Genomic DNA, 21,245 nt, shown 5'->3' on the forward strand with positions numbered 1-21,245 from the left:
GAAAACGTGAACACATTAGAACAAACAATTGGCAATACGCCTCTGGTGAAATTACAACGTCTGACGGCGGATAACGGCAGTGAAATTTGGGTCAAGCTGGAAGGCAATAATCCCGCAGGTTCGGTGAAAGACCGCGCGGCGTTGTCGATGATCGTTGAAGCGGAAAAGCGCGGGGAAATTCAGCCTGGCGACGTGCTGATTGAGGCCACCAGCGGTAATACGGGTATTGCGCTGGCGATGATTGCCGCGCTGAAAGGCTACCGCATGAAGCTCCTGATGCCAGACAACATGAGCCAGGAGCGACGTGCGGCGATGCGTGCTTACGGGGCTGAACTGGTTCTGGTGACCAAAGAGCAGGGGATGGAAGGGGCGCGTGATTTAGCCCTTGAGATGGCGCAGCGCGGAGAAGGTAAACTTCTCGATCAGTTTAATAATCCTGATAACCCGTATGCGCACTACACGACTACCGGACCCGAAATCTGGCAGCAGACGTCAGGCCGTATTACCCATTTCGTCTCCAGCATGGGGACGACAGGCACCATTACCGGCGTATCGCGTTTTCTGCGTGAACAGGACAAACCCGTCACCATCGTTGGCCTGCAGCCGGAAGAAGGCAGTAGTATTCCGGGCATTCGTCGCTGGCCTGCGGAATATATGCCGGGCATTTTCAACGCCTCGCTGGTGGATGAGGTGCTGGATATTCATCAGAACGATGCGGAAAACACCATGCGTGAACTGGCCGTTCGCGAAGGGATTTTTTGCGGAGTGAGTTCTGGCGGCGCGGTTGCGGGCGCGTTACGCGTGGCGCGCGCGACACCGGGGGCGGTGGTGGTGGCGATCATCTGCGATCGCGGCGATCGCTACCTTTCCACCGGGGTCTTTGGCGAAGAGCATTTCAGCCAGGGATTAGGTATTTAATTTGTCGGCCTGATAAGCGTAGCGCTAGCAGGCAACCGTACGGCAGGATCGCCGGATGACGACGCAAAGCGTCTTCTCCGGCCCGCACTGTTCAATCGTTACGTTTTTCTACCAACTTATCAAGGAATTGCCACAGCGTCTCATTCATCTGCTGGTAATCCCAGGTGCGCATCTCTTCAACAGCGCGAATAAAGCGTTTCCCTTTCGCTTCGGCCAGTTCTTGCGCAGAGTGCTGAATTAATCCTTCGACCGCTTCGGCGGTAAACTCCATATGGCACTGAAAACCATAGACGAAATTACCGTATTGTACGATTTGTCGCGGACATCCCTCGCTTGTGGCAAGAATTGTCGCCTGGTCGGTTAATCCCGGCATGTCATTGTGCCAGTGACCCACGTTGAGCGGTGAGCCGAAATGGCTGAACAACGGATGCTGTTGGCCTGCCTCGGTCAGGGCGATCGGATAGTGACCAATCTCTTTTTCCGGGCTTTGGCACACCTTCGCGCCCAGTGCTTCGCCGATTAACTGCGACCCCAAACAGATCCCCACCACGATTTTTCGTGCCGCAATCGCCTGATTTATCAGATGCTGCTCTGCCTGAGAGTCAAAGTATGGGCACTCTGCGAGTGTGGTGCGGGGTGACTGCGGCCCACCAAATACCACCAGCATATCGAAGCCATCGGCATTAGCGGGAACAGTTTCTCCGGCGTAAACGCGCGACCAACTGATGGTATAGCCGCGTGATTCGGCCCACGGCAGGTACGCGCCAGCAGATTCGAAAGACTCATGAATAACAAAATGAACTCGCACTTTTTCTCTCCTGTTAGCGCTTTAGCGCCTGATGGATATCAGTCGCCAGCTTATCAATGTCGCTGTCTGCTAATGTTGACAGCGTAATGCGCAAGCCATGCGCAGGCGTATTGACGCCAAACACTTCGCCTTCACGTACCAGCCAGCCGGACTTTGCCAGCGCAAAAGCGATCGCCTGGCTGTTATCTTCTAGCGGCAGCCACAGATTAAGACCGTCGCTGTCGGGCAGCGTAATGCCATGAAGCCGCAGAGCCGCTGCCAGCTTTTGCTGCTGGGCGGCGTAAAACTGCTGAGTTTGCGCCAGCGTGTGTTGATAAGTCTCGTCACTCAGGCAGGCGCAGGCCAGATCCTGCAGCAGATGGCTGACCCACTGACTGCCGGCGTTGAGCCGTAAACGCAGTTTCGCGGAAGTGAGTGGATCGCTGGCAACGATGGCCAGGCGTAAATCCGGGCCTAAAGTTTTCGACATTGAGCGGACAATCGCCCAGTGCGTGGTTTCCTTCGCAATCACCGGATACCAACGGCATGCGGACAGCAGCGCAAAGTGGTCGTCGACGATCACCAGCGTCTGGGGATAGCGGGCCAGGATTTCCTGCAATTGCGCCGCGCGGGATGCGCTCAGACTGCATCCTGTCGGATTATGGGCGCGCGGCGTCAGAATCACCGCCCGCGCGCCTTTCTGTAGCGCGATTTCCAGCATGTCTGGCTGCATGCCTTCGCTGTCAACGTTGACCGGACTGGCGGAGAATCCGGCATAACGTAGCATGTTGATGCTGCTCAAAAAGCATGGATCTTCTACCACAACGCTGTCGCCAGGCAGTAAATGGGCGCACAGTAGGCGCTCAATGGCATCAATGGCGCCGCTGGTGATATCAATTTCTCCCGTGGCTGGCATCGCATCTTGCATCCATTGCGCGGCCCACGCCTCAAGGCCGGGTGATACAGCGGCATCACCGTACAAACGAGGATTCTTATTTATTTGCGCGAAATAACGGCTGAGGTCGGGAAGACGCGCGGGGGCTGGATTACCGCCGGAAAGATCGATAAGCGCGGTATCCGGATTGCCACCTTCCAGCGCAACGGGGGCTGAAATCCCCTTGATTACCGTGCCGTTACGTCCCTGGCTTTGTGCCAGCCCGGAGGTGACCAGGCGTTTATAAGCCGCCGCGACAGTATTACGGTTAACGTTCAATGCTGTTGCCAGTTCTCGCACCGGCGGCAACGTTTCTCCTGCTGCCAACGTGCCTGTAGCGACATGTTGACGAATACTGTCAAAAATTTCGTTAGCGGTTTTTCCGTCGATCATTATTGACCTATGACAAAATGAATTTTAGCATATGACGATAATAGTGAGGCGTAAGCCCGCTGTCCAGCGAGAGGAGAAATTTATGGAGCAGGGGAGTGATATTCAGTCAGTGCTCTTCGGCGACAAGCATCGGGCGTTACAGACCGATATCGTCGCCGTCCAGTCACAGGTGGTCTATGGCAGCGTAGGCAATAGCATCGCCGTTCCGGCCATTAAAGCGCAGGGATTACGCGTGACGGCAGTGCCAACGGTGCTGTTCAGCAATACCCCGCATTATGAAACATTTTACGGCGGCGTTATTCCGGCCGACTGGTTTAGCGGGTATCTCCGCGCCTTGAATGAGCGTGATGCTTTGCGCGAGCTGAAGGCGGTGACTACAGGCTATATGGGCAGTGCAGAGCAAATCGCTCTGTTAGCACAGTGGCTGAAAACGGTGCGGGCTACGCATCCGACAGTGTGCATTTTGGTCGACCCGGTGATTGGCGATACGGACAGCGGTATGTATGTAAAAGCTGAAATTCCGCAGGCCTACCGTCAGCACCTGCTGCCGCTGGCTCAGGGACTGACGCCGAACGTGTTTGAACTGCAAATGCTGAGCGGAAAGCCGTGTCGTACGCTTGATGAAGCCATCACGGCGGCGCAATCGCTGCTTACCGAAACGCTGAAATGGGTGGTGATCACCAGCGCGCCGGGGGATAGCGAAGATATTATTAACGTGGCGGTAGTGACGGCTGAAACGGTTGAGGTGTTCGCTCATCCACGGGTTAAAACGGATCTGAAGGGAACTGGCGATCTGTTTTGTGCTGAACTGGTGAGCGGTATTGTGCTGGGTAAAGCGCTGACAACCGCGACGCACGATGCAGCACAGCGCGTACTGGAAGTGATGAAATGGACCAATCTGTGCGGTTGTGATGAGTTAATTCTGCCACCGGCAGGGGAGGCGCGATGAAGAGTTACCGGCTGGTGGTTCGCCAGAATGGGCGTATGGTTGGACATTTTGACACCAGCGGGGCAACGGCGCTGGAAGATATCTGTGTGGCGCGGGCCATGTTTGGCATCGCGGGTGGCTACAATTGTGAACTGTTAGTGGCGGATTCGGAGCGACGGATGCTGGAAAGCGGGCCGGAAGGGATGAAAATCCTGATGCGCGAGGCGTGTTACCGACCAGTCACCTCACAAATTTAGCGCTATCCGGCAGATTTTGAGGTCTGCCAGATAAAAAAAATGGCGCCATCAGGCGCCATTCTTCTCAGCAGCAAGAATTACTTCTTGATGCGGATAACCGGAGTTTCACCCACTGTCACGCTACCGGACAGTTTGATCAGCTCTTTGATTTCGTCCATGTTGGAGATAACAACCGGAGTCAGGGTAGACTTGGCTTTTTCTTCCAGCAGCGGCAGATCGAATTCAATAACCGGGTCGCCCACTTTGACGCGCTGACCTTCTTCAGCGATGCGCTTAAAGCCTTCGCCTTTCAGTTCAACGGTATCAATACCGAAGTGAACAAACAGCTCAATGCCGCTGTCGGATTCGATAGAGAAAGCGTGGTTGGTTTCAAAGATTTTGCCGATGGTGCCATCAACAGGGGCGACCATTTTGTTACCGGTTGGTTTGATAGCGATGCCATCACCAACGATTTTTTCAGCAAAAACTACATCCGGCACGTCTTCGATGTTGACGATCTCGCCAGAGAGCGGAGCAACAATCTCAATAGTTCCGGTGTCTTTCTTATCATCAGAAACCAGAGATTTCAGTTTATCGAACAAACCCATGATCTTCTCCTAAGCAGTAAATTGGGCCGCATCTCGTGGATTAGCAGATTGTTTTTTCTTCAATGAACTTGTTAACCAGCGTCATTAACTCGTCCGTTGTCGGTTGAGCAAGAGCCTGCTCTGCTAACACCTTCGCATCTTCGAAGTTCGTGTTACGGATAATCTTCTTAATGCGCGGGATAGAAATGGCGCTCATAGAGAATTCGTCCAGACCCATCCCCAGCAACAGAAGTGTAGCACGTTCGTCGCCTGCAAGCTCACCACACATGCCAGTCCATTTGCCTTCCGCATGAGAAGCATCAATAACTTGCTTGATCAGCGTCAGCACAGATGGCGACATCGGTTGGTAAAGGTGTGAAATCATATCATTACCACGGTCAACTGCCAGGGTGTACTGCGTTAAATCATTGGTGCCGATACTAAAAAAATCAACTTCTTTGGCTAAATGACGCGCAATTGTTGCCGCTGCCGGTGTTTCCACCATCACGCCAATCTCAATGCTTTCGTCAAATGCTTTACCTTCGTCGCGCAGTTCCTGTTTGTAGATTTCGATCTCTTTGCGTAGTGCGCGCACTTCTTCAACAGAGATGATCATTGGGAACATGATGCGCAGTTTGCCGAAAGCAGAGGCGCGCAGGATTGCGCGAACCTGATCCCGCAGGATCTCTTTACGATCCATGGCGATACGTACGGCACGCCAGCCCAGGAACGGGTTCTCTTCTTTCGGGAAGTTCATGTACGGCAGCTCTTTATCGCCGCCGATGTCCATGGTACGGACGATGACCGCCTGAGAGCCACAGGCTTCAGCAACGGCTTTATACGCGGCAAACTGTTCTTCTTCAGTCGGCAGCGATTCACGGTCCATGAACAGGAATTCGGTGCGGTACAGACCAACACCTTCGGCGCCATTACGCTCAGCGCCTTCAACGTCACGAACGGTACCGATGTTGGCGCAAACTTCTACCTGATGTCCGTCCAGCGTGATAGCCGGGAGATCTTTCAGCTTAGCGAGTTCCGCTTTTTCGGTAGCAACCTGCTCCTGAACGGCGCGCAGTTGCTCAATAACTTCATTGGTCGGATTGACGTAAACCTGGTTGTTTACGGCATCCAGAATCAGATAGTCGTCGTTTTTAACCTGAGAGGTGACGCTACCCGTACCTACGATGGCTGGCAGTTCCAGAGAACGCGCCATGATAGAAGTATGGGAAGTCCGTCCGCCCGCGTCGGTGATGAAACCCAGCACCTTGTTCAGGTTCAGCTGTGCGGTTTCTGACGGGGTCAGGTCTGCGGCTACCAGGATAACTTCTTCCTGAATAGCGCTCAGGTCGATAATAGCCAGACCCAGGATGTTACGCAGCAGGCGTTTACCGATGTCACGTACGTCAGCCGCACGTTCTTTCAGGTATTCATCATCCAGCTCTTCAAGGGCTGTGGCCTGACCTTCGATAACTTCATGCGCAGCTGCATCAGCCGTCATGTGCTTATCTTTAATCAGGGCTATGATTTCCTGCTCCAGCTCCTCATCTTCGAGCAGCATGATATGCCCTTCAAAGATGGCTTCTTTTTCTTCACCGAACGTTTCACCAGCTTTGGTTTTGATCGCTTCCAGTTGCGCAGATGCCTTGGCACGACCGCTCAGAAAACGTTCAACTTCCTGATCAACCTTGTCGGCAGAAATTTTTTTCCGGTCAATGACGATCTCGTCTTCTTTCAGCAGCAATGCTTTACCGAAAGCGATACCCGGGGATGCTAAAATGCCTGAAATCATAACCCTACCTTACTTGTGACTGATATTTAAAAGAACTCGTTGAACTTACTCGAGTTCAGCCATCAGTTTAACCAGATGCTCAACTGCTTTCTGCTCGTCTTCACCTTCTGCGGACAGGGTGACAACGGTACCCTGAGTCAGGCCCAGAGTCTGCAGTTTAAACAGGCTTTTGGCGCTAGCGCTTTTGCCGTTGGAAGTCACAGTAATTTCAGAAGTAAAGCCTTTTGCTTCTTTAACAAACTGAGCAGCAGGGCGAGTATGCAGACCGTTCGGAGCGGTAATGGTAACTTCTTGCTGGAACATTATATTTCCCCAACTTATAGGTTTAGTGTTGTGGAACTAAAGTCTAGCCTGGCGGTTCAACTTTAGCCTGTATTGTTAGCATCGGCGTAAACTGGACGCGACACAAAAGGAGTTCGGTGCAATCCGTTGCTGGCAACTTCTTGCCGCTGACGTTTCGTTCGTCATTAAACATTATGCCGCGAAAGGAAGAGTTGAACCAAATCATAAAATCGATTCAGCTAGCGCTTTTCCTGTAACGATTAATTTCGCGCATCAAAATAATTAGTTTGGTTAAATACCAGTTCCGGCGGGTTGAATCAATGCCAGGAGAGTTGAAAATTTGAAGCAGGCCACAAAAAAGCACCCCAAAGGGTGCTTTTTTACGCGTTTTTAACATGCTGGCATTACTGTTGCAGTTCTTTCTCTGTGAAGAGATCGGCAAACAGTGCAGTGCTCAGATAACGCTCACCCGATGACGGTAGGATAACCACAATATTCTTATTGGTAAAGGATTCATCTTCCTGGAGCTTAAGCGCGGCAGCCACGGCTGCGCCAGAAGAGATCCCTGCCAGAATACCTTCTTCTTCCATCAGGCGGCGCGCGGTAGAAATAGCTTCATCATTTGTAATGGCAACGACTTTATCGATAAGCTTCAGATCAAGGTTGCCAGGAATGAAGCCCGCGCCAATACCCTGAATTTTATGCGGGCCAGGTTTGAGTTCTTCACCCGCCAATGCCTGGGCGATAACAGGGGAGTCAGTAGGTTCTACCGCGACGGTGATCAGGTCGGTTTTGCCTTTAGTGCCTTTAATGTAACGGGTCACGCCAGTTAGCGTGCCGCCGGTGCCAACGCCGGAAATAAAGACATCAACCTGGCCATCGGTATCTTCCCAGATTTCCGGGCCGGTGGTTTTTTCGTGAATTTCCGGGTTCGCCGGGTTGCTGAACTGCTGCAGCAGCAGGAATTTTTCCGGATCGCTGGCTACGATTTCTTCCGCTTTCTGAATTGCGCCCTTCATACCTTTTGCGCCTTCAGTCAGCACCAGGTTCGCGCCCAGCGCTTTTAAAAGCTTGCGGCGCTCAATGCTCATGGTTTCCGGCATGGTCAGAGTCAGTTTGTAACCACGGGCGGCGGCAACATAGGCCAGCGCAATCCCCGTGTTGCCGCTGGTCGGTTCTACCAGCTCAACGCCCGGTTTCAGTACACCACGTTTTTCGGCATCCCAAATCATATTGGCACCGATACGGCATTTGACGCTAAAGCTTGGGTTGCGTGATTCCACCTTCGCCAGAATGCGTCCGTTACCGATACGGTTCAGTCGAACCAGCGGCGTATGACCGATAGTCAGCGAGTTATCTTCAAAAATCTTACTCATGGCCTGTCCTTAACTGTATGAAATTGGGATACCGCTTCAGCATACCTGTTGAGAAAGTATGGGGAAGTAAGGAATTCGCATATCTATATGCTGATGAGAAATAATGCGTAGCAGTATGGAATAAGAGCGGGCATAAGCCAGCCCGCTTTTACACATTTTTGCATTACTTCCATAACGCATGCTTAGCACGATAGCAGTCTACCCACATCGCCGTGGCACCACAAACCGCTACCGGCATGATGAACAGATTGAGCACCGGAATCATGGTGAACAGGCTGGTCAACGCGCCAAACTGCATATTGGTCACCTTGCGCGTGCGCAGCGCGACGCGCATCTCCTTAAAAGGCACCTTATGGTTATCAAAAGGATAATCGCAGTACTGAATAGCCAGCATCCACGCGCTGAATAGGAACCACAGGACCGGGGCGACGGTCTGCCCAATGCCTGGAATAAAATAGAGAATCAGCAACACAAAGGCGCGCGGGAGATACCACGCCAGCTTTTGCCATTCGCGTTTCATAATGCGCGGAACGTCTTTCATAATGCCGAGAATGCCGGTGTCGGGCGGTGTTGCGCCCGTTAAGCGCGCTTCCAGCTGTTCAGCCAGCAGACCGTTAAACGGTGCGGCGATCCAGTTGGCGATAGTGGAGAACAGGTAGCCGAACACCAACAGCACGGAAATGGTCACAATCGGCCACAGTAAATAGCTGAGCCACTGAAGCCAGTCAGGGACGTGACTCATCAGCGCGGGAACCCAGTTACCGAGTTGTGTAAATAACCACCAGAATGCGCCGCCCATCAGCAGGATATTCACCAGCAAAGGCAGAATAACAAAACGACGAATGCCCGGTTGGGTGATGAGCTTCCATCCCTGAGAAAAGTAATAAAGGCCGCTGCGAGGTACAACTGCAGATGATGAAACCATGGTCAGGACGTACTCCTTGTTATATAAGCTCTGGTAAACTGTGCGTATCTTACCGGGTTGTTGAGCGTTAAGCTGTTCGGAAATGTTCGAAAAAACAGCAAAAAGCACAATTTTGTTCATCTTTATGCCGTGAAAGCCAAGAGTACACTTGCACTTGGCGTAATCGACAAATACTCTTAGTGAGTAAATGTTTGCCGTGGTGGCAAGGTGTTAGAACAACAGAGAATATAATGATGCAGGATTTGCGTCTGATATTAATCATTGTTGGCGCGATCGCCATAATCGCTTTACTGGTACATGGTTTTTGGACTAGCCGTAAAGAGCGGTCTTCTATATTCCGCGATCGCCCACTGAAACGCATGAAGTCTAAACGTGAAGACGAGGATTCGTTCGACGACAACGTCGAGGAAGACGAAGGCGTGGGTGAAGTTCGCGTTCATCGTGTGAATCATGCTCCCGGTAATGCGCAGGAACATGGTGTTCCTCCTCAGTCGCCGCAACACCAGTACCAGCCGCCTTATGCGTCTGCTCAGCCGCGTCAGCCTGCGCAGCAGCCTGCACAAGCGCCGGTACCGCCGCCGCATGTTCAGCAGCCGCAGCAGCCTGTACAACCGCAGCAGCCGGTGCAACATCAGCCTGTTCAGCAGCCACCTGTGCAGCAACCTGTTGCCCCGCAGGTTCAGCAACCTGCTCAGCAAGCACCGCAACCTGCGCCGCAGACCTTCCAGCCAGCAGAGCCTGTCGTTGAACATCAACCGCAGCCTGAGCCGGTAGTAGAAGAAGCGCCTGTTGCTGAAAAACCGCAGCGTAAAGAAGCGGTCATCATTATGAACGTTGCGGCTCATCATGGTAGCGAGCTCAACGGGGAAGTGCTGCTCAACAGCATTCAGCAGGCCGGTTTCAAATTTGGCGATATGAATATTTTCCATCGTCATTTGAGCCCGGATGGCAGCGGTCCGTCGCTGTTCAGCCTCGCTAATATGGTTAATCCGGGAACGTTTGACCCAGAAATGACGGGCGACTTCAGCACCCCTGGCGTGACTATTTTTATGCAGGTTCCGTCCTACGGGGACGAGCTGCAAAACTTTAAGCTGATGCTGCAGTCTGCACAGCACATTGCCGATGAAGTGGGTGGTGTGGTGCTCGACGATCAACGTCGCATGATGACGCCGCAGAAACTGCGCGAGTATCAGGACCGCATCCGCGAAGTTAAAGAATCTCGCGCCTGATTTTCCTCTGGCGTGACATTTCCTTTCTAAACCCCCGCCTGTCGGGGGTTTTTTATCATTGATGGTGCGATATGGAATCAATCGAACAACAACTGACAGAACTGCGAACCACGCTTCGCCATCATGAGTATCTCTACCATGTGATGGACGCGCCGGAAATTCCCGATGCGGAATACGATCGCCTGATGCGCGAACTGCGCGAGCTGGAAGCGCAGCATCCGGACCTTGTTACCCCCGACTCGCCAACCCAACGCGTTGGCGCAGCGCCGTTAACCGCGTTCAGCCAGATTCGCCATGAAGTGCCGATGCTGTCGCTGGATAACGTGTTTGATGAAGAGAGTTTTCTCGCTTTCAACAAGCGCGTGCAGGACAGGCTAAAGAGTACCGATAAACTGACCTGGTGCTGTGAACTGAAACTGGACGGCCTGGCGGTGAGTATCCTGTATGAAAACGGTGTGCTGGTCAGCGCTGCAACGCGTGGTGATGGCACCACGGGTGAGGATATTACCTCTAACGTGCGCACCATTCGCGCAATCCCGTTAAAACTGCGTGGCGAAAACATCCCTTCACGTCTGGAAGTGCGCGGTGAAGTGTTCCTGCCACAGGCCGGATTTGAAAAAATTAACGAAGAGGCCCGCCGCACTGGCAACAAAGTGTTTGCTAACCCGCGTAACGCAGCGGCCGGTTCATTGCGCCAACTCGATCCGCGTATCACAGCGAAGCGACCGCTTACTTTCTTCTGCTATGGCGTTGGTGTGTTGGAAGGCGGCACGCTGCCAGATACCCATCTGGGCCGCCTGCTGCAATTTAAAGAGTGGGGCCTGCCGGTAAGCGACAGAGTGGCGCTTTGCGACTCCCCGGAGGAAGTACTTGCTTACTATCACAAGGTTGAAGAAGACCGACCAACGCTGGGATTTGATATCGATGGCGTGGTGATCAAAGTCAACTCCATGGCGTTGCAGGAGCAACTGGGCTTTGTTGCCCGCGCGCCGCGCTGGGCTGTGGCCTTTAAGTTCCCGGCGCAGGAGCAGATGACTTTTGTACGCGATGTTGAGTTTCAGGTTGGACGTACCGGGGCGATTACGCCCGTCGCTCGCCTTGAGCCGGTCCAGGTTGCCGGGGTGCTGGTCAGTAACGCAACGCTGCATAACGCTGATGAAATCGAGCGTCTGGGGTTGCGTATTGGCGATAAAGTCGTCATTCGCCGTGCGGGCGATGTCATCCCGCAGGTGGTGAACGTCGTGCTTTCTGAACGCCCGGAAGATACCCGCGAAATTGTGTTTCCAGCGCATTGTCCGGTTTGCAACTCTGATGTTGAACGTGTGGAAGGCGAAGCGATCACTCGCTGCACCGGCGGTTTAATCTGTGGAGCACAGCGTAAGGAATCGCTGAAACACTTTGTTTCCCGCCGCGCGCTCGACGTTGACGGTATGGGCGACAAAATTATCGATCAACTGGTCGAGAAAGAGTATGTCCACACGCCGGCGGATCTTTTCACCCTGACCGCCGGTAAACTGACGGGGCTTGATCGTATGGGGCCGAAGTCGGCGCAAAACGTGGTCAACGCGCTGGAAAAAGCGAAAGAAACCACGTTTGCCCGTTTCCTCTATGCGCTAGGCATTCGTGAAGTCGGCGAAGCCACGGCTGCAGGTCTGGCGGCGTATTTTGGCACGCTCGACGCGCTGGAAGCCGCTTCCATTGAAGAGCTGCAAAAAGTGCCGGATGTCGGCATTGTGGTGGCGACGCACGTGTTTAATTTCTTCGCCGAGGAGAGCAACCGCGAGGTAATTGTTCAACTGCTGGCGCAGGGGATCCACTGGCCAGCGCCGGTGGTCATCAACGCTGAAGAAATCGACAGCCCCTTCGCAGGTAAAACAGTGGTGCTGACCGGGAGCCTGAGCCTGATGTCGCGCGATGACGCCAAAGCGAAGCTGACCGAGTTAGGTGCAAAAGTGGCCGGTAGCGTGTCGAAGAAAACCGATCTGGTGATTGCCGGTGAAGCGGCGGGTTCGAAACTGGCAAAAGCACAGGAACTGGGTATTGCCGTGATCGATGAAGCTGAAATGATCCGCTTATTGGGTGCCTGAGATGGAAAAAGAGCAGCTGGTTGACATCGCCAATACTGTGATGCCCTTTGGCAAATATAAAGGGCGTCGGTTGATTGATGTCCCGGAAGAGTATCTGCTGTGGTTTGCCCGTAAGGATGAATTCCCGCCGGGCAAGCTTGGCGAGCTGATGCAAATCACGCTGCTGATTAAAACTGAGGGGCTGACGCAACTGGTGCAGCCCCTGAAACGTCCTCTTTAAGCCTTCGCGGCGCGGCTTTTCTGTTGCGCCTGCAATGCGTCCGTCTGTTGCTTGTAGCGACGCGCCAGCACGGCGCACACCATTAGCTGTATTTGATGGAAGATCATCAACGGCAGCACCATCATCCCAATCACCGAAGTTGGGAACAAAATATTTGCCATTGGGATCCCGTTCGCCAGGCTCTTTTTCGAACCGCAGAATACAATGGTGATTTCATCAGCTTTGTTAAAGCCGCATTTGCGCGCAACAAAGACATTTATGCCAATCACGATTGCCAGCAGTATGATGCTGACCACCACGATAAACAGCAGTGAACCCACCCCCACTTTGTGCCAGATCCCGTTAACGACGGCTTCACTGAAGGCGGAGTACACCACCAGCAAAATAGAGGATTGATCCGTTTTCGCGATCCATTTTTTATGTCGAGAAACCCAGTTTCCAATCCACGGGCGTGAAAGGTGACCCAGCACGAACGGCAGCAGCAGCTGCAACATGATTTTTCCCACCTGCTCCAGGCTGCCTTCTGCGCCGTGCATATTCATCACCAGCCCTACCAGCAGCGGCGAGAGAAAAATACCCAGCAGGCTGGAGGCCGAAGCAGAACAAACGGCGGCGGCAACGTTACCGCCCGCCAGCGACGTAAAAGCGATGGCCGACTGCACAGTGGCAGGCAAAATACACAGGTACAGGAAACCGGTGTACAGCATCGGGTCTACGTTGACCGGCGCCCACCAGGCGAACAGAACGCCGAAAACCGGGAAGACAACAAACGTGCTGCACATCACCCACAGATGCAAACGCCAGTGGCTACCACCGGCAATAATGGCTTCACGCGAGAGTTTCGCCCCGTGCATAAAAAACAGCAGGGCAATGGCGGCGGTGGTTAAGCCTTCAAAGAAAGGCACAAAACCACCTTCGGCCGGGAAAAAGGACGCCAGCAAAACAACGGTAATCAGCGTTATCGTGAAAGGATCAAGAATACGAAAAAGTTTCATAAAGACTCCTGAAATTCGGTAGCAACATTTTGCTTTTTTCCGTTTGAGAAATAAAATTGATTTATTGCATCCATATATGAATCGAATAGATGAATTACTCTCTGCGTCAGTTGCGTATCTTTGTCACCGTCGCTCAAGCCAAAAGCTTTAGCCGGGCGGGGGATATCATCGGCTTAAGCCAGTCGGCGGTCAGCCATAGTGTAAAAGAGCTGGAAGGGCAGACGGGTGTGCGGTTATTGGACAGAACGACGCGGGAAGTGGTGCTGACGGAGGCCGGACACCAGTTGGCGGCGCGGCTGGAACGTATTCTGGATGAATTGCACAGCACGCTGCGCGAAGCCGGACAGGTAGGAACGCAGTTAACCGGCACGGTGCGGGTTGCCGCCAGCCAGACGATCTCTGCTCATCTTATTCCGCAGTGTATTGCCCAGAGTAATCAGCTTTATCCGGCTATCGATTTTGTGCTGCACGACCGGCCACAGCAGTGGGTGCTGGAGAGTATTCGCCAGGGAGAAGTGGATTTTGGCATTGTGATTGATCCCGGCGCAGTCACCGATTTGCAGTGTGAAGCCGTGCTGTCCGAACCGTTCCTGCTGCTGTGTCGCCAGGATCATCCGTTAGCCCAACGAGAGTGGGTGAACTGGCAGGATTTGTATCACGAACGCCTAGTGCTACAGGATTATGCTTCCGGTAGTCGACCGCTGATCGACGCTGCGCTGGCCCATTTTTCCATTGATGCCAATATCGTTCAGGAGATTGGCCATCCCGCCACGCTGTTTCCGATGGTTGAGGCGGGGATTGGCATCAGCGTGCTGCCCGCGCTGGCGCTCCCCTTACCGCAGGGCAGTCACTTGCAGGTTAAGCGCCTGACGCCGGTTGTTGAACGGCAACTGATGCTGGCCCGACGTAAAAACCGCTCTTTATCAACCGCTGCTCAGGCGCTGTGGGATGTGGTACGTATGCAGGCCAGTGAATTAACCGCAGCCCGCGCCCGCGATCCGTTGTATCAGTTATAACGCTCACGCTGATGGTTATCAGAGGGGAAATGGTTCTTCTCTGCATAGCAAAAAGGCGCCTTTAGGGCGCCTTTTTACATTGGTGGGTCGTGCAGGATGACTCGCTTCGCTCGCCCTTCGGGCCGTCGCCGTAAACGGCTCCGTTGTCTCACTACGTTCGACTCGACCTGCTGCAGGTTCGAATCTTATAAATTGCAGATAGCAAAAAGGCGCCTTTAGGGCGCCTTTTTACATTGGTGGGTCGTGCAGGATTCGAACCTGCGACCAATTGATTAAAAGTCAACTGCTCTACCAACTGAGCTAACGACCCGAAGTGGTGGGTGATGACGGGATCGAACCGCCGACCCCCTCCTTGTAAGGGAGGTGCTCTCCCAGCTGAGCTAATCACCCACTTCGGTACTTCACATTTTAACAAGAAATCCAGCTGGCGAGAAAGTGGTGGGTGATGACGGGATCGAACCGCCGACCCCCTCCTTGTAAGGGAGGTGCTCTCCCAGCTGAGCTAATCACCCACTTCTCAATTTCTTGTTTTACACGGCGGAGACCACATAAAGTAGTTGGTGGGTGATGACGGGTTCGAACCGCCGACCCCCTCCTTGTAAGGGAGGTGCTCTCCCAGCTGAGCTAATCACCCCCGCTGTGTGGAGTCGCATTATAGGGAGAGTTGAAAATGAGTCAACGCATTTTCTAAAGAAATTGTTCGTTCGTCGTAAATTTAAACAAAACGATCGCAAAACAATCCGTGCGGCATGATTTGTATACGAAAATGGCAAAGCGTAATGTTCCAACCTGAACAACATTGAGGAATCAGACCACGGTGATAGAATACGAGCCTGATAATCTTCCCTGGATTTGCCGGTTGTCGGCATCTTTATAAACGTAAGGCCATTTCATGAAAATCAAAACTCGCTTCGCGCCAAGCCCGACAGGCTACCTGCACGTCGGCGGTGCGCGTACTGCTCTTTATTCCTGGCTTTTTGCACGCAACCATGGCGGTGAGTTTGTGCTGCGTATTGAAGACACCGATCTCGAACGCTCCACTCCGGAAGCTATTGAAGCCATTATGGATGGCATGAACTGGCTGAATCTGGAATGGGATGAAGGCCCGTACTTCCAGACCAAACGTTTTGATCGCTACAACGCGGTGATTGATGAAATGCTGGAAGCAGGCACTGCATATAAATGCTACTGCTCTAAAGAGCGTCTGGACGCGCTGCGCGAAGAGCAGATGGCGAACGGTGAGAAGCCGCGTTACGACGGCCGATGCCGCCACGGCCACGAGCATCATGCTGCTGATGAACCTTGCGTAGTACGTTTTGCCAACCCGCAGGACGGTTCCGTTATTTTTGACGACCAGATCCGTGGGCCGATCGAATTCAGCAACCAGGAGCTGGATGATTTGATCATTCGCCGTACCGACGGTTCCCCGACCTACAACTTCTGCGTTGTTGTCGACGACTGGGATATGGAAATCACCCACGTTATTCGTGGTGAAGACCATATCAACAACACTCCGCGTCAGATCAATATCCTGAAAGCGCTGAACGCGCCGGTGCCAGTTTACGCACACGTATCAATGATCAACGGTGACGATGGTAAAAAACTCTCCAAACGTCACGGTGCGGTCAGCGTTATGCAATACCGCGACGACGGTTACCTGCCGGAAGCGCTGCTGAACTATCTGGTGCGTCTGGGCTGGTCCAGTGGCGATCAGGAAATTTTCACCCGTGAAGAGATGATCAAACTGTTCTCCCTCGGTGCGGTGAGCAAGTCTGCGAGTGCGTTTAACACTGAAAAACTGCAGTGGCTGAACCATCACTATATTAATGCGCTGGCGCCGGAATATGTAGCAACCCATCTGCAATGGCACATTGAGCAGGAAAATATCGATACCCGCGTAGGCCCGCAGCTGTCAGAGCTGGTTAAACTGCTCGGTGAGCGCTGCAAAACGCTGAAAGAGATGGCGCAGAGCTGCCGCTACTTCTACGAAGACTTTGCCGAGTTCGACGCTGATGCAGCGAAGAAACACCTGCGCCCGGTTGCACGTCAGCCGCTGGAAGTGGTTCGCGACAAGCTGGCAGCGATTAGCGAGTGGACGGCAGAAAACGTGCACCATGCGATTCAGGCAACGGCTGATGAGCTGGAAGTTGGCATGGGTAAAGTCGGGATGCCGCTGCGCGTAGCCGTTACCGGCGCGGGTCAGTCCCCGGCGTTAGACGTTACGGTGCATGCGATTGGTAAATCCCGCAGCATTGAGCGTATTAATAAAGCGCTGGCGTTTATTGCTGAGCGTGAAAGCCAGCAATAAGACTGATTGACCGATGAAACAACGGCAGGAGCGTATCCTGCCGTTTTTTTTGCCTGTTATTCAGACTCATCAATACCCAAACGAGTAAGAAAAGTGCGAATACCTTCGCGCGAAATATACATCGCCAGCTTTTCTTGTTCCGTTGGGGACATGTTGTCCAGTGCGCTAATTATCTGGCGACACGCGTGGCTGCGTACTACATGGGTGTATTCTGCCAGCGGTTCTTCAGCCTGATAAACTTCAGGAACTTTGCGAAAAGCGGGAATATTGAGCAGAAACGCGCGGACGCTGGAGTCAATATGAATCAGTCTGGCACGACCACCTTTAACGCCGGGAAACTTTTCGGTAGTCCAGTTTTGTTCTCTGATCCAACGATTGACGGTTTGTTTGGCAACCCCGAGACATTCCGCCAGCTCTTCGGTCGTCATTTTGCTGCGTAATTTTTTCATATTATTTGTTTTCGCGGATCCCTAAACGCTGTAATAAACCCGTAATGCCTTCACGCAGGATCAGTGAGGTAAACATTTTCTGTTCTGTCGGCGTCATTTCTTTAGCGAGCCTAATCAGCAGCGCTTCAACAGAGGTATCGCCGGATAACGATAAGTTATCTGATAAACCTTCGGCTGAACGTTCAGCGCTGCGAATGTATTCACGAACTTGTTCGGTGACGTGAACCAGCCGGGCTTTACCGCCCTGAACGCCTGGTTTTGGTGATGTCGCCCAACCTTCTTTGCGCACCCATTTATTGATGGTCTGTCGGCTGTATCCGGTCAGATTAGCAAGTTCTTCTGGCGTCATCCGTTCCTTGAACATAACGATTCCCTGAATAGTCGTGGGGTTAATTAGTGGTTCATTTTATAGCACCATTTTAGTAGAAACCGTGACGCGTTTAACTACTGAATGCGAGTTGTTACGCAATGTTCTTCATTTGACTGCTTTTTCAGCGATTGAATTCTATGAGTTAATTTTGCCGTTGACACACGCGAAGGGAATTCATATGATGCCGCCCGTCAACTCGACAAGCTTTACGTAATGGGGCTATAGCTCAGCTGGGAGAGCGCTTGCATGGCATGCAAGAGGTCAGCGGTTCGATCCCGCTTAGCTCCACCAAATTTAATCCCAATGAATTTGGTACGTACGTAAAAGCATCGTGGGGCTATAGCTCAGCTGGGAGAGCGCTTGCATGGCATGCAAGAGGTCAGCGGTTCGATCCCGCTTAGCTCCACCAAAATTTAAACCCTCGCTGAAAAGCGGGGGTTTTTTGTTTCTGCATCCTGCCAGTTCTTACTCTTTATCTCTTTGGTTTGCTGAATCGCAGGCATAAAAAAACCGGGGAGAATATGAATCTCCCCGGTCTTATCACTGCGATGTTGTCTTACGCTTACAGCACCAGTGCGGCGATAGATGCAGACAGTACGCTCACCAGCGTAGAGCCGTACACCAGCTTCAGACCAAAGCGAGAAACCACGTTACCTTGCTCTTCGTTCAGGCCTTTAATCGCACCGGCGATAATACCGATGGAAGAGAAGTTAGCGAAGGAAACCAGGAACACGGACAGGATGCCTTCTGCGCGCGGGGAGAGCGTAGCGGCGATTTTCTGCAGATCCATCATCGCAACGAACTCGTTGGAAACCAGTTTAGTCGCCATGATACTGCCCACCTGCAGCGCTTCGCTGGACGGCACACCCATTACCCATGCAACCGGGTAGAAGATGTAACCCAGGATGCCCTGGAAGGAGATGCTGTAGCCAAACCAACCGGTCACGGTGGCGAACAGGGCGTTCAGGGCAGCGATCAGCGCGATGAAACCAATCAGCATCGCCGCAACGATAATTGCCACTTTGAAACCAGCCAGAATGTATTCACCCAGCATTTCGAAGAAACTCTGGCCTTCGTGCAGGTTAGACATCTGGATATTTTCTTCGCTGGCATCAACGCGGTAAGGGTTGATCAGCGACAGCACGATAAAGGTGCTGAACATGTTCAGAACCAGCGCCGCAACCACGTATTTCGGCTCAAGCATGGTCATGTACGCGCCGACGATAGACATGGAAACGGTCGACATCGCCGTTGCTGCCATGGTGTACATACGGTTGCGAGACATTTTGCCGAGAATATCTTTATAGGCGATAAAGTTCTCAGACTGACCCAGGATCAGAGAGCTGACGGCATTGAAGGATTCCAGTTTGCCCATACCGTTTACTTTGGATAACAGGAAACCAATCGCGCGGATGATTACCGGCAGTACGCGGATATGCTGCAAAATACCGATCAGGGCGGAGATGAAGACGATCGGGCAAAGCACTTTCAGGAAGAAGAATGCCAGGCCTTTATCGTTCATGCTACCGAAGACAAAGTTAGTCCCTTCATTAGCAAACCCGAGCAGTTTCTCAAACATCTCGGAGAAGCCTCTCACGAAGCCCAGACCGACATCAGAGTTCAGGAAGAACCATGCCAGTAACACTTCGATAACAAGCAATTGAATAACATAACGAATGCGGATTTTTTTACGGTCACTGCTTACCAGCAGTGCGAGTACCGCAACCACGGCAAGGGCCAGGACAAAATGAAGAACGCGGTCCATATTTGCTCCAAATATGAGGCAGGTTTAGTTTTCGTGCACATTCTATGTAACAACCATAAAGAAAACGAGATCAAACACACACTATAATAAGGACCTGTGACGAGATTCAAAATTAGTGATCGGTGATACACTTCCGTTATGTTTAGTATGGAAGTGAAAAGTTATGTCATTGTGCTATTCTCATAACAATAATTAAACATCTCGCCGGTATTTCCAGAATCCTTATCGATCCATAGACAAACGCTATCAGAGAAATCAACGTCACCCATCAAAATGAATTTGATAATCATTCTCAGTAGGCGTAGCTTGAAACATAGCAAAGGCTATGTTTCTGAGGCATTAAAATGACTAACGATCGCGTTGAGAGTAGCAGTGGGCGGGCAGCGCGCAAGTTGAAGCTCGCATTAATGGGACCTGCGTTCATCGCGGCGATCGGTTATATCGATCCGGGTAACTTCGCCACCAATATCCAGGCAGGGGCCAGCTTTGGTTATCAATTGCTGTGGGTGGTGGTCTGGGCAAACCTGATGGCGATGCTGATTCAGGTGCTGTCGGCAAAACTCGGTATTGCTACGGGTAAAAACCTGGCGGAGCAAATTCGCGATCATTATCCTCGCCCGGTGGTGTGGTTCTACTGGGTGCAGGCAGAAATTATCGCTATGGCAACAGACCTTGCTGAATTTATTGGCGCTGCGATTGGCTTCAAACTGATCCTCGGCGTCTCCTTATTGCAAGGGGCCGTACTCACCGGTATCGCGACGTTCTTAATTCTGATGCTGCAGCGTCGCGGTCAAAAACCGCTGGAAAAGGTGATTGGCGGCCTGCTGCTGTTTGTGGCCGCGGCTTACATTGTGGAGCTGGTTTTTTCCCAACCGAACTTCGCGCAGCTTAGTAAGGGAATGGTGATCCCAAGCCTGCCTAATTCCGAAGCGGTGTTCCTGGCCGCTGGGGTGCTCGGTGCGACTATCATGCCGCACGTCATTTATCTGCACTCTTCCTTAACTCAGCATTTGCACGGCGGAACACGCCAACAGCGCTATGCGGCCACTAAATGGGATGTGGCTATCGCCATGACGATTGCCGGATTTGTCAATCTGGCGATGATGGCGACGGCTGCCGCCGCATTTCATTTTAGCGGGCATACCGGTATTGCCGATCTCGATCAGGCGTATCTGACCCTTGAACCGTTGTTGAGTCACGCGGCAGCGACGGTGTTTGGTTTAAGCCTGGTGGCTGCGGGACTCTCTTCTACCGTGGTCGGTACGCTGGCGGGGCAGGTGGTGATGCAAGGGTTTATCCGTTTTCACATTCCGCTATGGGTACGCCGTACCGTCACCATGATGCCATCATTTATTGTGATTCTGATGGGATTGGATCCGACCCGTATTCTGGTGATGAGTCAGGTGTTGCTCAGTTTTGGTATCGCGCTGGCGCTGGTGCCGCTGCTGATCTTCACCAGCGACAGTAAGCTGATGGGGGATCTGGTCAATCGTCGTTGCGTTAAACAGATTGGCTGGGTCATTGTGATACTGGTCGTGGCGCTCAATCTCTGGCTACTGGCAGGCACGGCGATGGGGCTATAATCAACCGTGACTCGCGACGGGTCACGGTTTTAATTGAGGTTTTCCTCTATTATGTGCCCTGCATAATT

At 52.5% G+C, this 21,245-nt stretch carries 21 protein-coding genes, 6 tRNA genes and 1 other RNA gene; 12 read left to right on the forward strand and 16 right to left on the reverse strand.

Annotated features, from left to right (window positions below; translation table 11 throughout):
- Positions 1–6: 6 nt before the first annotated feature.
- The gene (gene cysM / locus BZK42_RS19380) at positions 7–918 is read left to right on the forward strand and encodes a cysteine synthase CysM (RefSeq protein WP_016153930.1); all 912 of its coding nucleotides are present in this window, start codon (positions 7–9) and stop codon (positions 916–918) included.
- A gap of 91 nt (positions 919–1,009) precedes the next feature.
- On the opposite strand, the gene BZK42_RS19385 is transcribed toward cysM, so the two are convergent.
- A complete protein-coding gene (locus tag BZK42_RS19385) occupies positions 1,010–1,726 on the reverse strand; it encodes a type 1 glutamine amidotransferase (RefSeq protein ID WP_047358216.1) in 717 nt (238 codons plus the stop codon).
- 13 nt (positions 1,727–1,739) lie between these two features.
- Entirely contained in the window at positions 1,740–3,032 is a 1,293-nt protein-coding gene (gene ptsJ / locus BZK42_RS19390; RefSeq protein WP_080859847.1) for a MocR-like B6 salvage transcription factor PtsJ, read from the reverse strand.
- 82 nt (positions 3,033–3,114) lie between these two features.
- On the opposite strand from ptsJ, the gene pdxK reads away from it, so the two are divergent.
- Together pdxK and BZK42_RS19400 are read left to right on the forward strand one after the other, a co-directional pair.
- Entirely contained in the window at positions 3,115–3,981 is an 867-nt protein-coding gene (gene pdxK, locus BZK42_RS19395; RefSeq protein WP_047499829.1) for a pyridoxine/pyridoxal/pyridoxamine kinase, read from the forward strand.
- Positions 3,978–4,217 (forward strand): hypothetical protein, encoded by a 240-nt coding sequence (locus BZK42_RS19400; RefSeq protein ID WP_016153926.1) that lies wholly within the window; start codon positions 3,978–3,980, stop codon positions 4,215–4,217. Before pdxK ends, BZK42_RS19400 begins: the two co-directional genes overlap by 4 nt.
- Before the next feature lie 77 nt (positions 4,218–4,294).
- Here the strand turns inward: BZK42_RS19400 and crr are convergent, their stop codons facing one another.
- The 5 genes from crr to cysZ all read right to left on the reverse strand — a co-directional run bounded on the left by crr (position 4,295) and on the right by cysZ (position 9,155).
- On the reverse strand, positions 4,295–4,804 hold the full coding sequence (crr, locus tag BZK42_RS19405) for a PTS glucose transporter subunit IIA (protein ID WP_000522253.1): 510 nt from the start codon (positions 4,802–4,804) through the stop codon (positions 4,295–4,297).
- 40 nt (positions 4,805–4,844) lie between these two features.
- Positions 4,845–6,572, reverse strand: a complete 1,728-nt coding sequence (gene ptsI / locus BZK42_RS19410) for a phosphoenolpyruvate-protein phosphotransferase PtsI (protein ID WP_016153925.1) — start codon at positions 6,570–6,572, stop codon at positions 4,845–4,847.
- Between the two features lie 45 nt (positions 6,573–6,617).
- Positions 6,618–6,875, reverse strand: coding sequence for a phosphocarrier protein Hpr (ptsH, locus tag BZK42_RS19415; protein ID WP_002913505.1), 258 nt, complete (start codon positions 6,873–6,875; stop codon positions 6,618–6,620).
- Positions 6,876–7,258: 383 nt separating this feature from the next.
- Positions 7,259–8,230 (reverse strand): cysteine synthase A, encoded by a 972-nt coding sequence (cysK, locus tag BZK42_RS19420; protein WP_005121957.1) that lies wholly within the window; start codon positions 8,228–8,230, stop codon positions 7,259–7,261.
- 163 nt (positions 8,231–8,393) lie between these two features.
- The gene (gene cysZ / locus BZK42_RS19425; RefSeq protein ID WP_016153924.1) at positions 8,394–9,155 is read right to left on the reverse strand and encodes a sulfate transporter CysZ; all 762 of its coding nucleotides are present in this window, start codon (positions 9,153–9,155) and stop codon (positions 8,394–8,396) included.
- A gap of 230 nt (positions 9,156–9,385) precedes the next feature.
- Between cysZ and zipA the strand changes: the two genes are divergently transcribed.
- The 3 genes from zipA (at position 9,386) to BZK42_RS19440 (ending at position 12,691) form a co-directional block, all read left to right on the forward strand.
- Entirely contained in the window at positions 9,386–10,384 is a 999-nt protein-coding gene (gene zipA / locus BZK42_RS19430; protein WP_016153923.1) for a cell division protein ZipA, read from the forward strand.
- Between the two features lie 71 nt (positions 10,385–10,455).
- Positions 10,456–12,471, forward strand: a complete 2,016-nt coding sequence (gene ligA, locus BZK42_RS19435; RefSeq protein WP_080859849.1) for an NAD-dependent DNA ligase LigA — start codon at positions 10,456–10,458, stop codon at positions 12,469–12,471.
- Position 12,472: 1 nt separating this feature from the next.
- Entirely contained in the window at positions 12,473–12,691 is a 219-nt protein-coding gene (locus BZK42_RS19440) for a DUF3820 family protein (protein ID WP_016153921.1), read from the forward strand.
- On the opposite strand, the gene BZK42_RS19445 is transcribed toward BZK42_RS19440, so the two are convergent.
- Positions 12,688–13,686 (reverse strand): bile acid:sodium symporter family protein, encoded by a 999-nt coding sequence (locus BZK42_RS19445; protein ID WP_080859851.1) that lies wholly within the window; start codon positions 13,684–13,686, stop codon positions 12,688–12,690. The genes BZK42_RS19440 and BZK42_RS19445 overlap by 4 nt on opposite strands.
- A gap of 89 nt (positions 13,687–13,775) precedes the next feature.
- Between BZK42_RS19445 and BZK42_RS19450 the strand changes: the two genes are divergently transcribed.
- Positions 13,776–14,702 carry a LysR family transcriptional regulator gene (locus BZK42_RS19450; protein WP_016153919.1) on the forward strand — a complete coding sequence of 309 codons (927 nt, stop codon included), beginning with the start codon at positions 13,776–13,778 and terminating at the stop codon, positions 14,700–14,702.
- Between the two features lie 80 nt (positions 14,703–14,782).
- Here BZK42_RS19450 and BZK42_RS19455 read toward each other — a convergent pair.
- The 5 genes from BZK42_RS19455 to BZK42_RS19475 all read right to left on the reverse strand — a co-directional run bounded on the left by BZK42_RS19455 (position 14,783) and on the right by BZK42_RS19475 (position 15,336).
- A non-coding RNA gene (locus BZK42_RS19455) (RtT sRNA) lies at positions 14,783–14,907 on the reverse strand.
- A 29-nt stretch (positions 14,908–14,936) separates the two neighbouring features.
- Positions 14,937–15,012: transfer RNA gene (locus tag BZK42_RS19460), tRNA-Lys, on the reverse strand.
- A 4-nt stretch (positions 15,013–15,016) separates the two neighbouring features.
- Positions 15,017–15,092: transfer RNA gene (locus BZK42_RS19465), tRNA-Val, on the reverse strand.
- A gap of 46 nt (positions 15,093–15,138) precedes the next feature.
- Positions 15,139–15,214 (reverse strand) — tRNA-Val (locus BZK42_RS19470).
- Positions 15,215–15,260: 46 nt separating this feature from the next.
- Positions 15,261–15,336: transfer RNA gene (locus BZK42_RS19475), tRNA-Val, on the reverse strand.
- A 258-nt stretch (positions 15,337–15,594) separates the two neighbouring features.
- On the opposite strand from BZK42_RS19475, the gene gltX reads away from it, so the two are divergent.
- Entirely contained in the window at positions 15,595–17,010 is a 1,416-nt protein-coding gene (gene gltX, locus BZK42_RS19480; protein WP_005130009.1) for a glutamate--tRNA ligase, read from the forward strand.
- 56 nt (positions 17,011–17,066) lie between these two features.
- Here the strand turns inward: gltX and BZK42_RS19485 are convergent, their stop codons facing one another.
- Positions 17,067–17,459, reverse strand: a complete 393-nt coding sequence (locus tag BZK42_RS19485; RefSeq protein WP_016153914.1) for a MerR family transcriptional regulator — start codon at positions 17,457–17,459, stop codon at positions 17,067–17,069.
- Position 17,460: 1 nt separating this feature from the next.
- Complete coding sequence (locus tag BZK42_RS19490; RefSeq protein ID WP_016153913.1) at positions 17,461–17,823, reverse strand: YfeC-like transcriptional regulator; 363 nt, start codon at positions 17,821–17,823, stop codon at positions 17,461–17,463.
- Positions 17,824–18,044: 221 nt separating this feature from the next.
- On the opposite strand from BZK42_RS19490, the gene BZK42_RS19500 reads away from it, so the two are divergent.
- Both BZK42_RS19500 and BZK42_RS19505 read left to right on the forward strand, forming a co-directional pair.
- A tRNA-Ala gene (locus tag BZK42_RS19500) sits at positions 18,045–18,120 on the forward strand.
- A gap of 42 nt (positions 18,121–18,162) precedes the next feature.
- Positions 18,163–18,238: transfer RNA gene (locus BZK42_RS19505), tRNA-Ala, on the forward strand.
- 153 nt (positions 18,239–18,391) lie between these two features.
- Here the strand turns inward: BZK42_RS19505 and nupC are convergent.
- Positions 18,392–19,594, reverse strand: a complete 1,203-nt coding sequence (gene nupC, locus BZK42_RS19510) for a nucleoside permease NupC (protein ID WP_016153912.1) — start codon at positions 19,592–19,594, stop codon at positions 18,392–18,394.
- A gap of 273 nt (positions 19,595–19,867) precedes the next feature.
- Between nupC and BZK42_RS29720 the strand changes: the two genes are divergently transcribed.
- Together BZK42_RS29720 and BZK42_RS19515 are read left to right on the forward strand one after the other, a co-directional pair.
- Positions 19,868–19,942, forward strand: a complete 75-nt coding sequence (locus BZK42_RS29720) for a hypothetical protein (protein WP_418135078.1) — start codon at positions 19,868–19,870, stop codon at positions 19,940–19,942.
- Positions 19,939–21,177 carry an Nramp family divalent metal transporter gene (locus tag BZK42_RS19515; RefSeq protein ID WP_016153911.1) on the forward strand — a complete coding sequence of 413 codons (1,239 nt, stop codon included), beginning with the start codon at positions 19,939–19,941 and terminating at the stop codon, positions 21,175–21,177. Before BZK42_RS29720 ends, BZK42_RS19515 begins: the two co-directional genes overlap by 4 nt.
- The last annotated feature ends 68 nt before the right edge of the window (positions 21,178–21,245 follow it).

Origin of the sequence: Citrobacter braakii, from assembly GCF_002075345.1 — a bacterium.
GTDB classification, from domain to species: Bacteria; Pseudomonadota; Gammaproteobacteria; order Enterobacterales; family Enterobacteriaceae; genus Citrobacter; species Citrobacter braakii.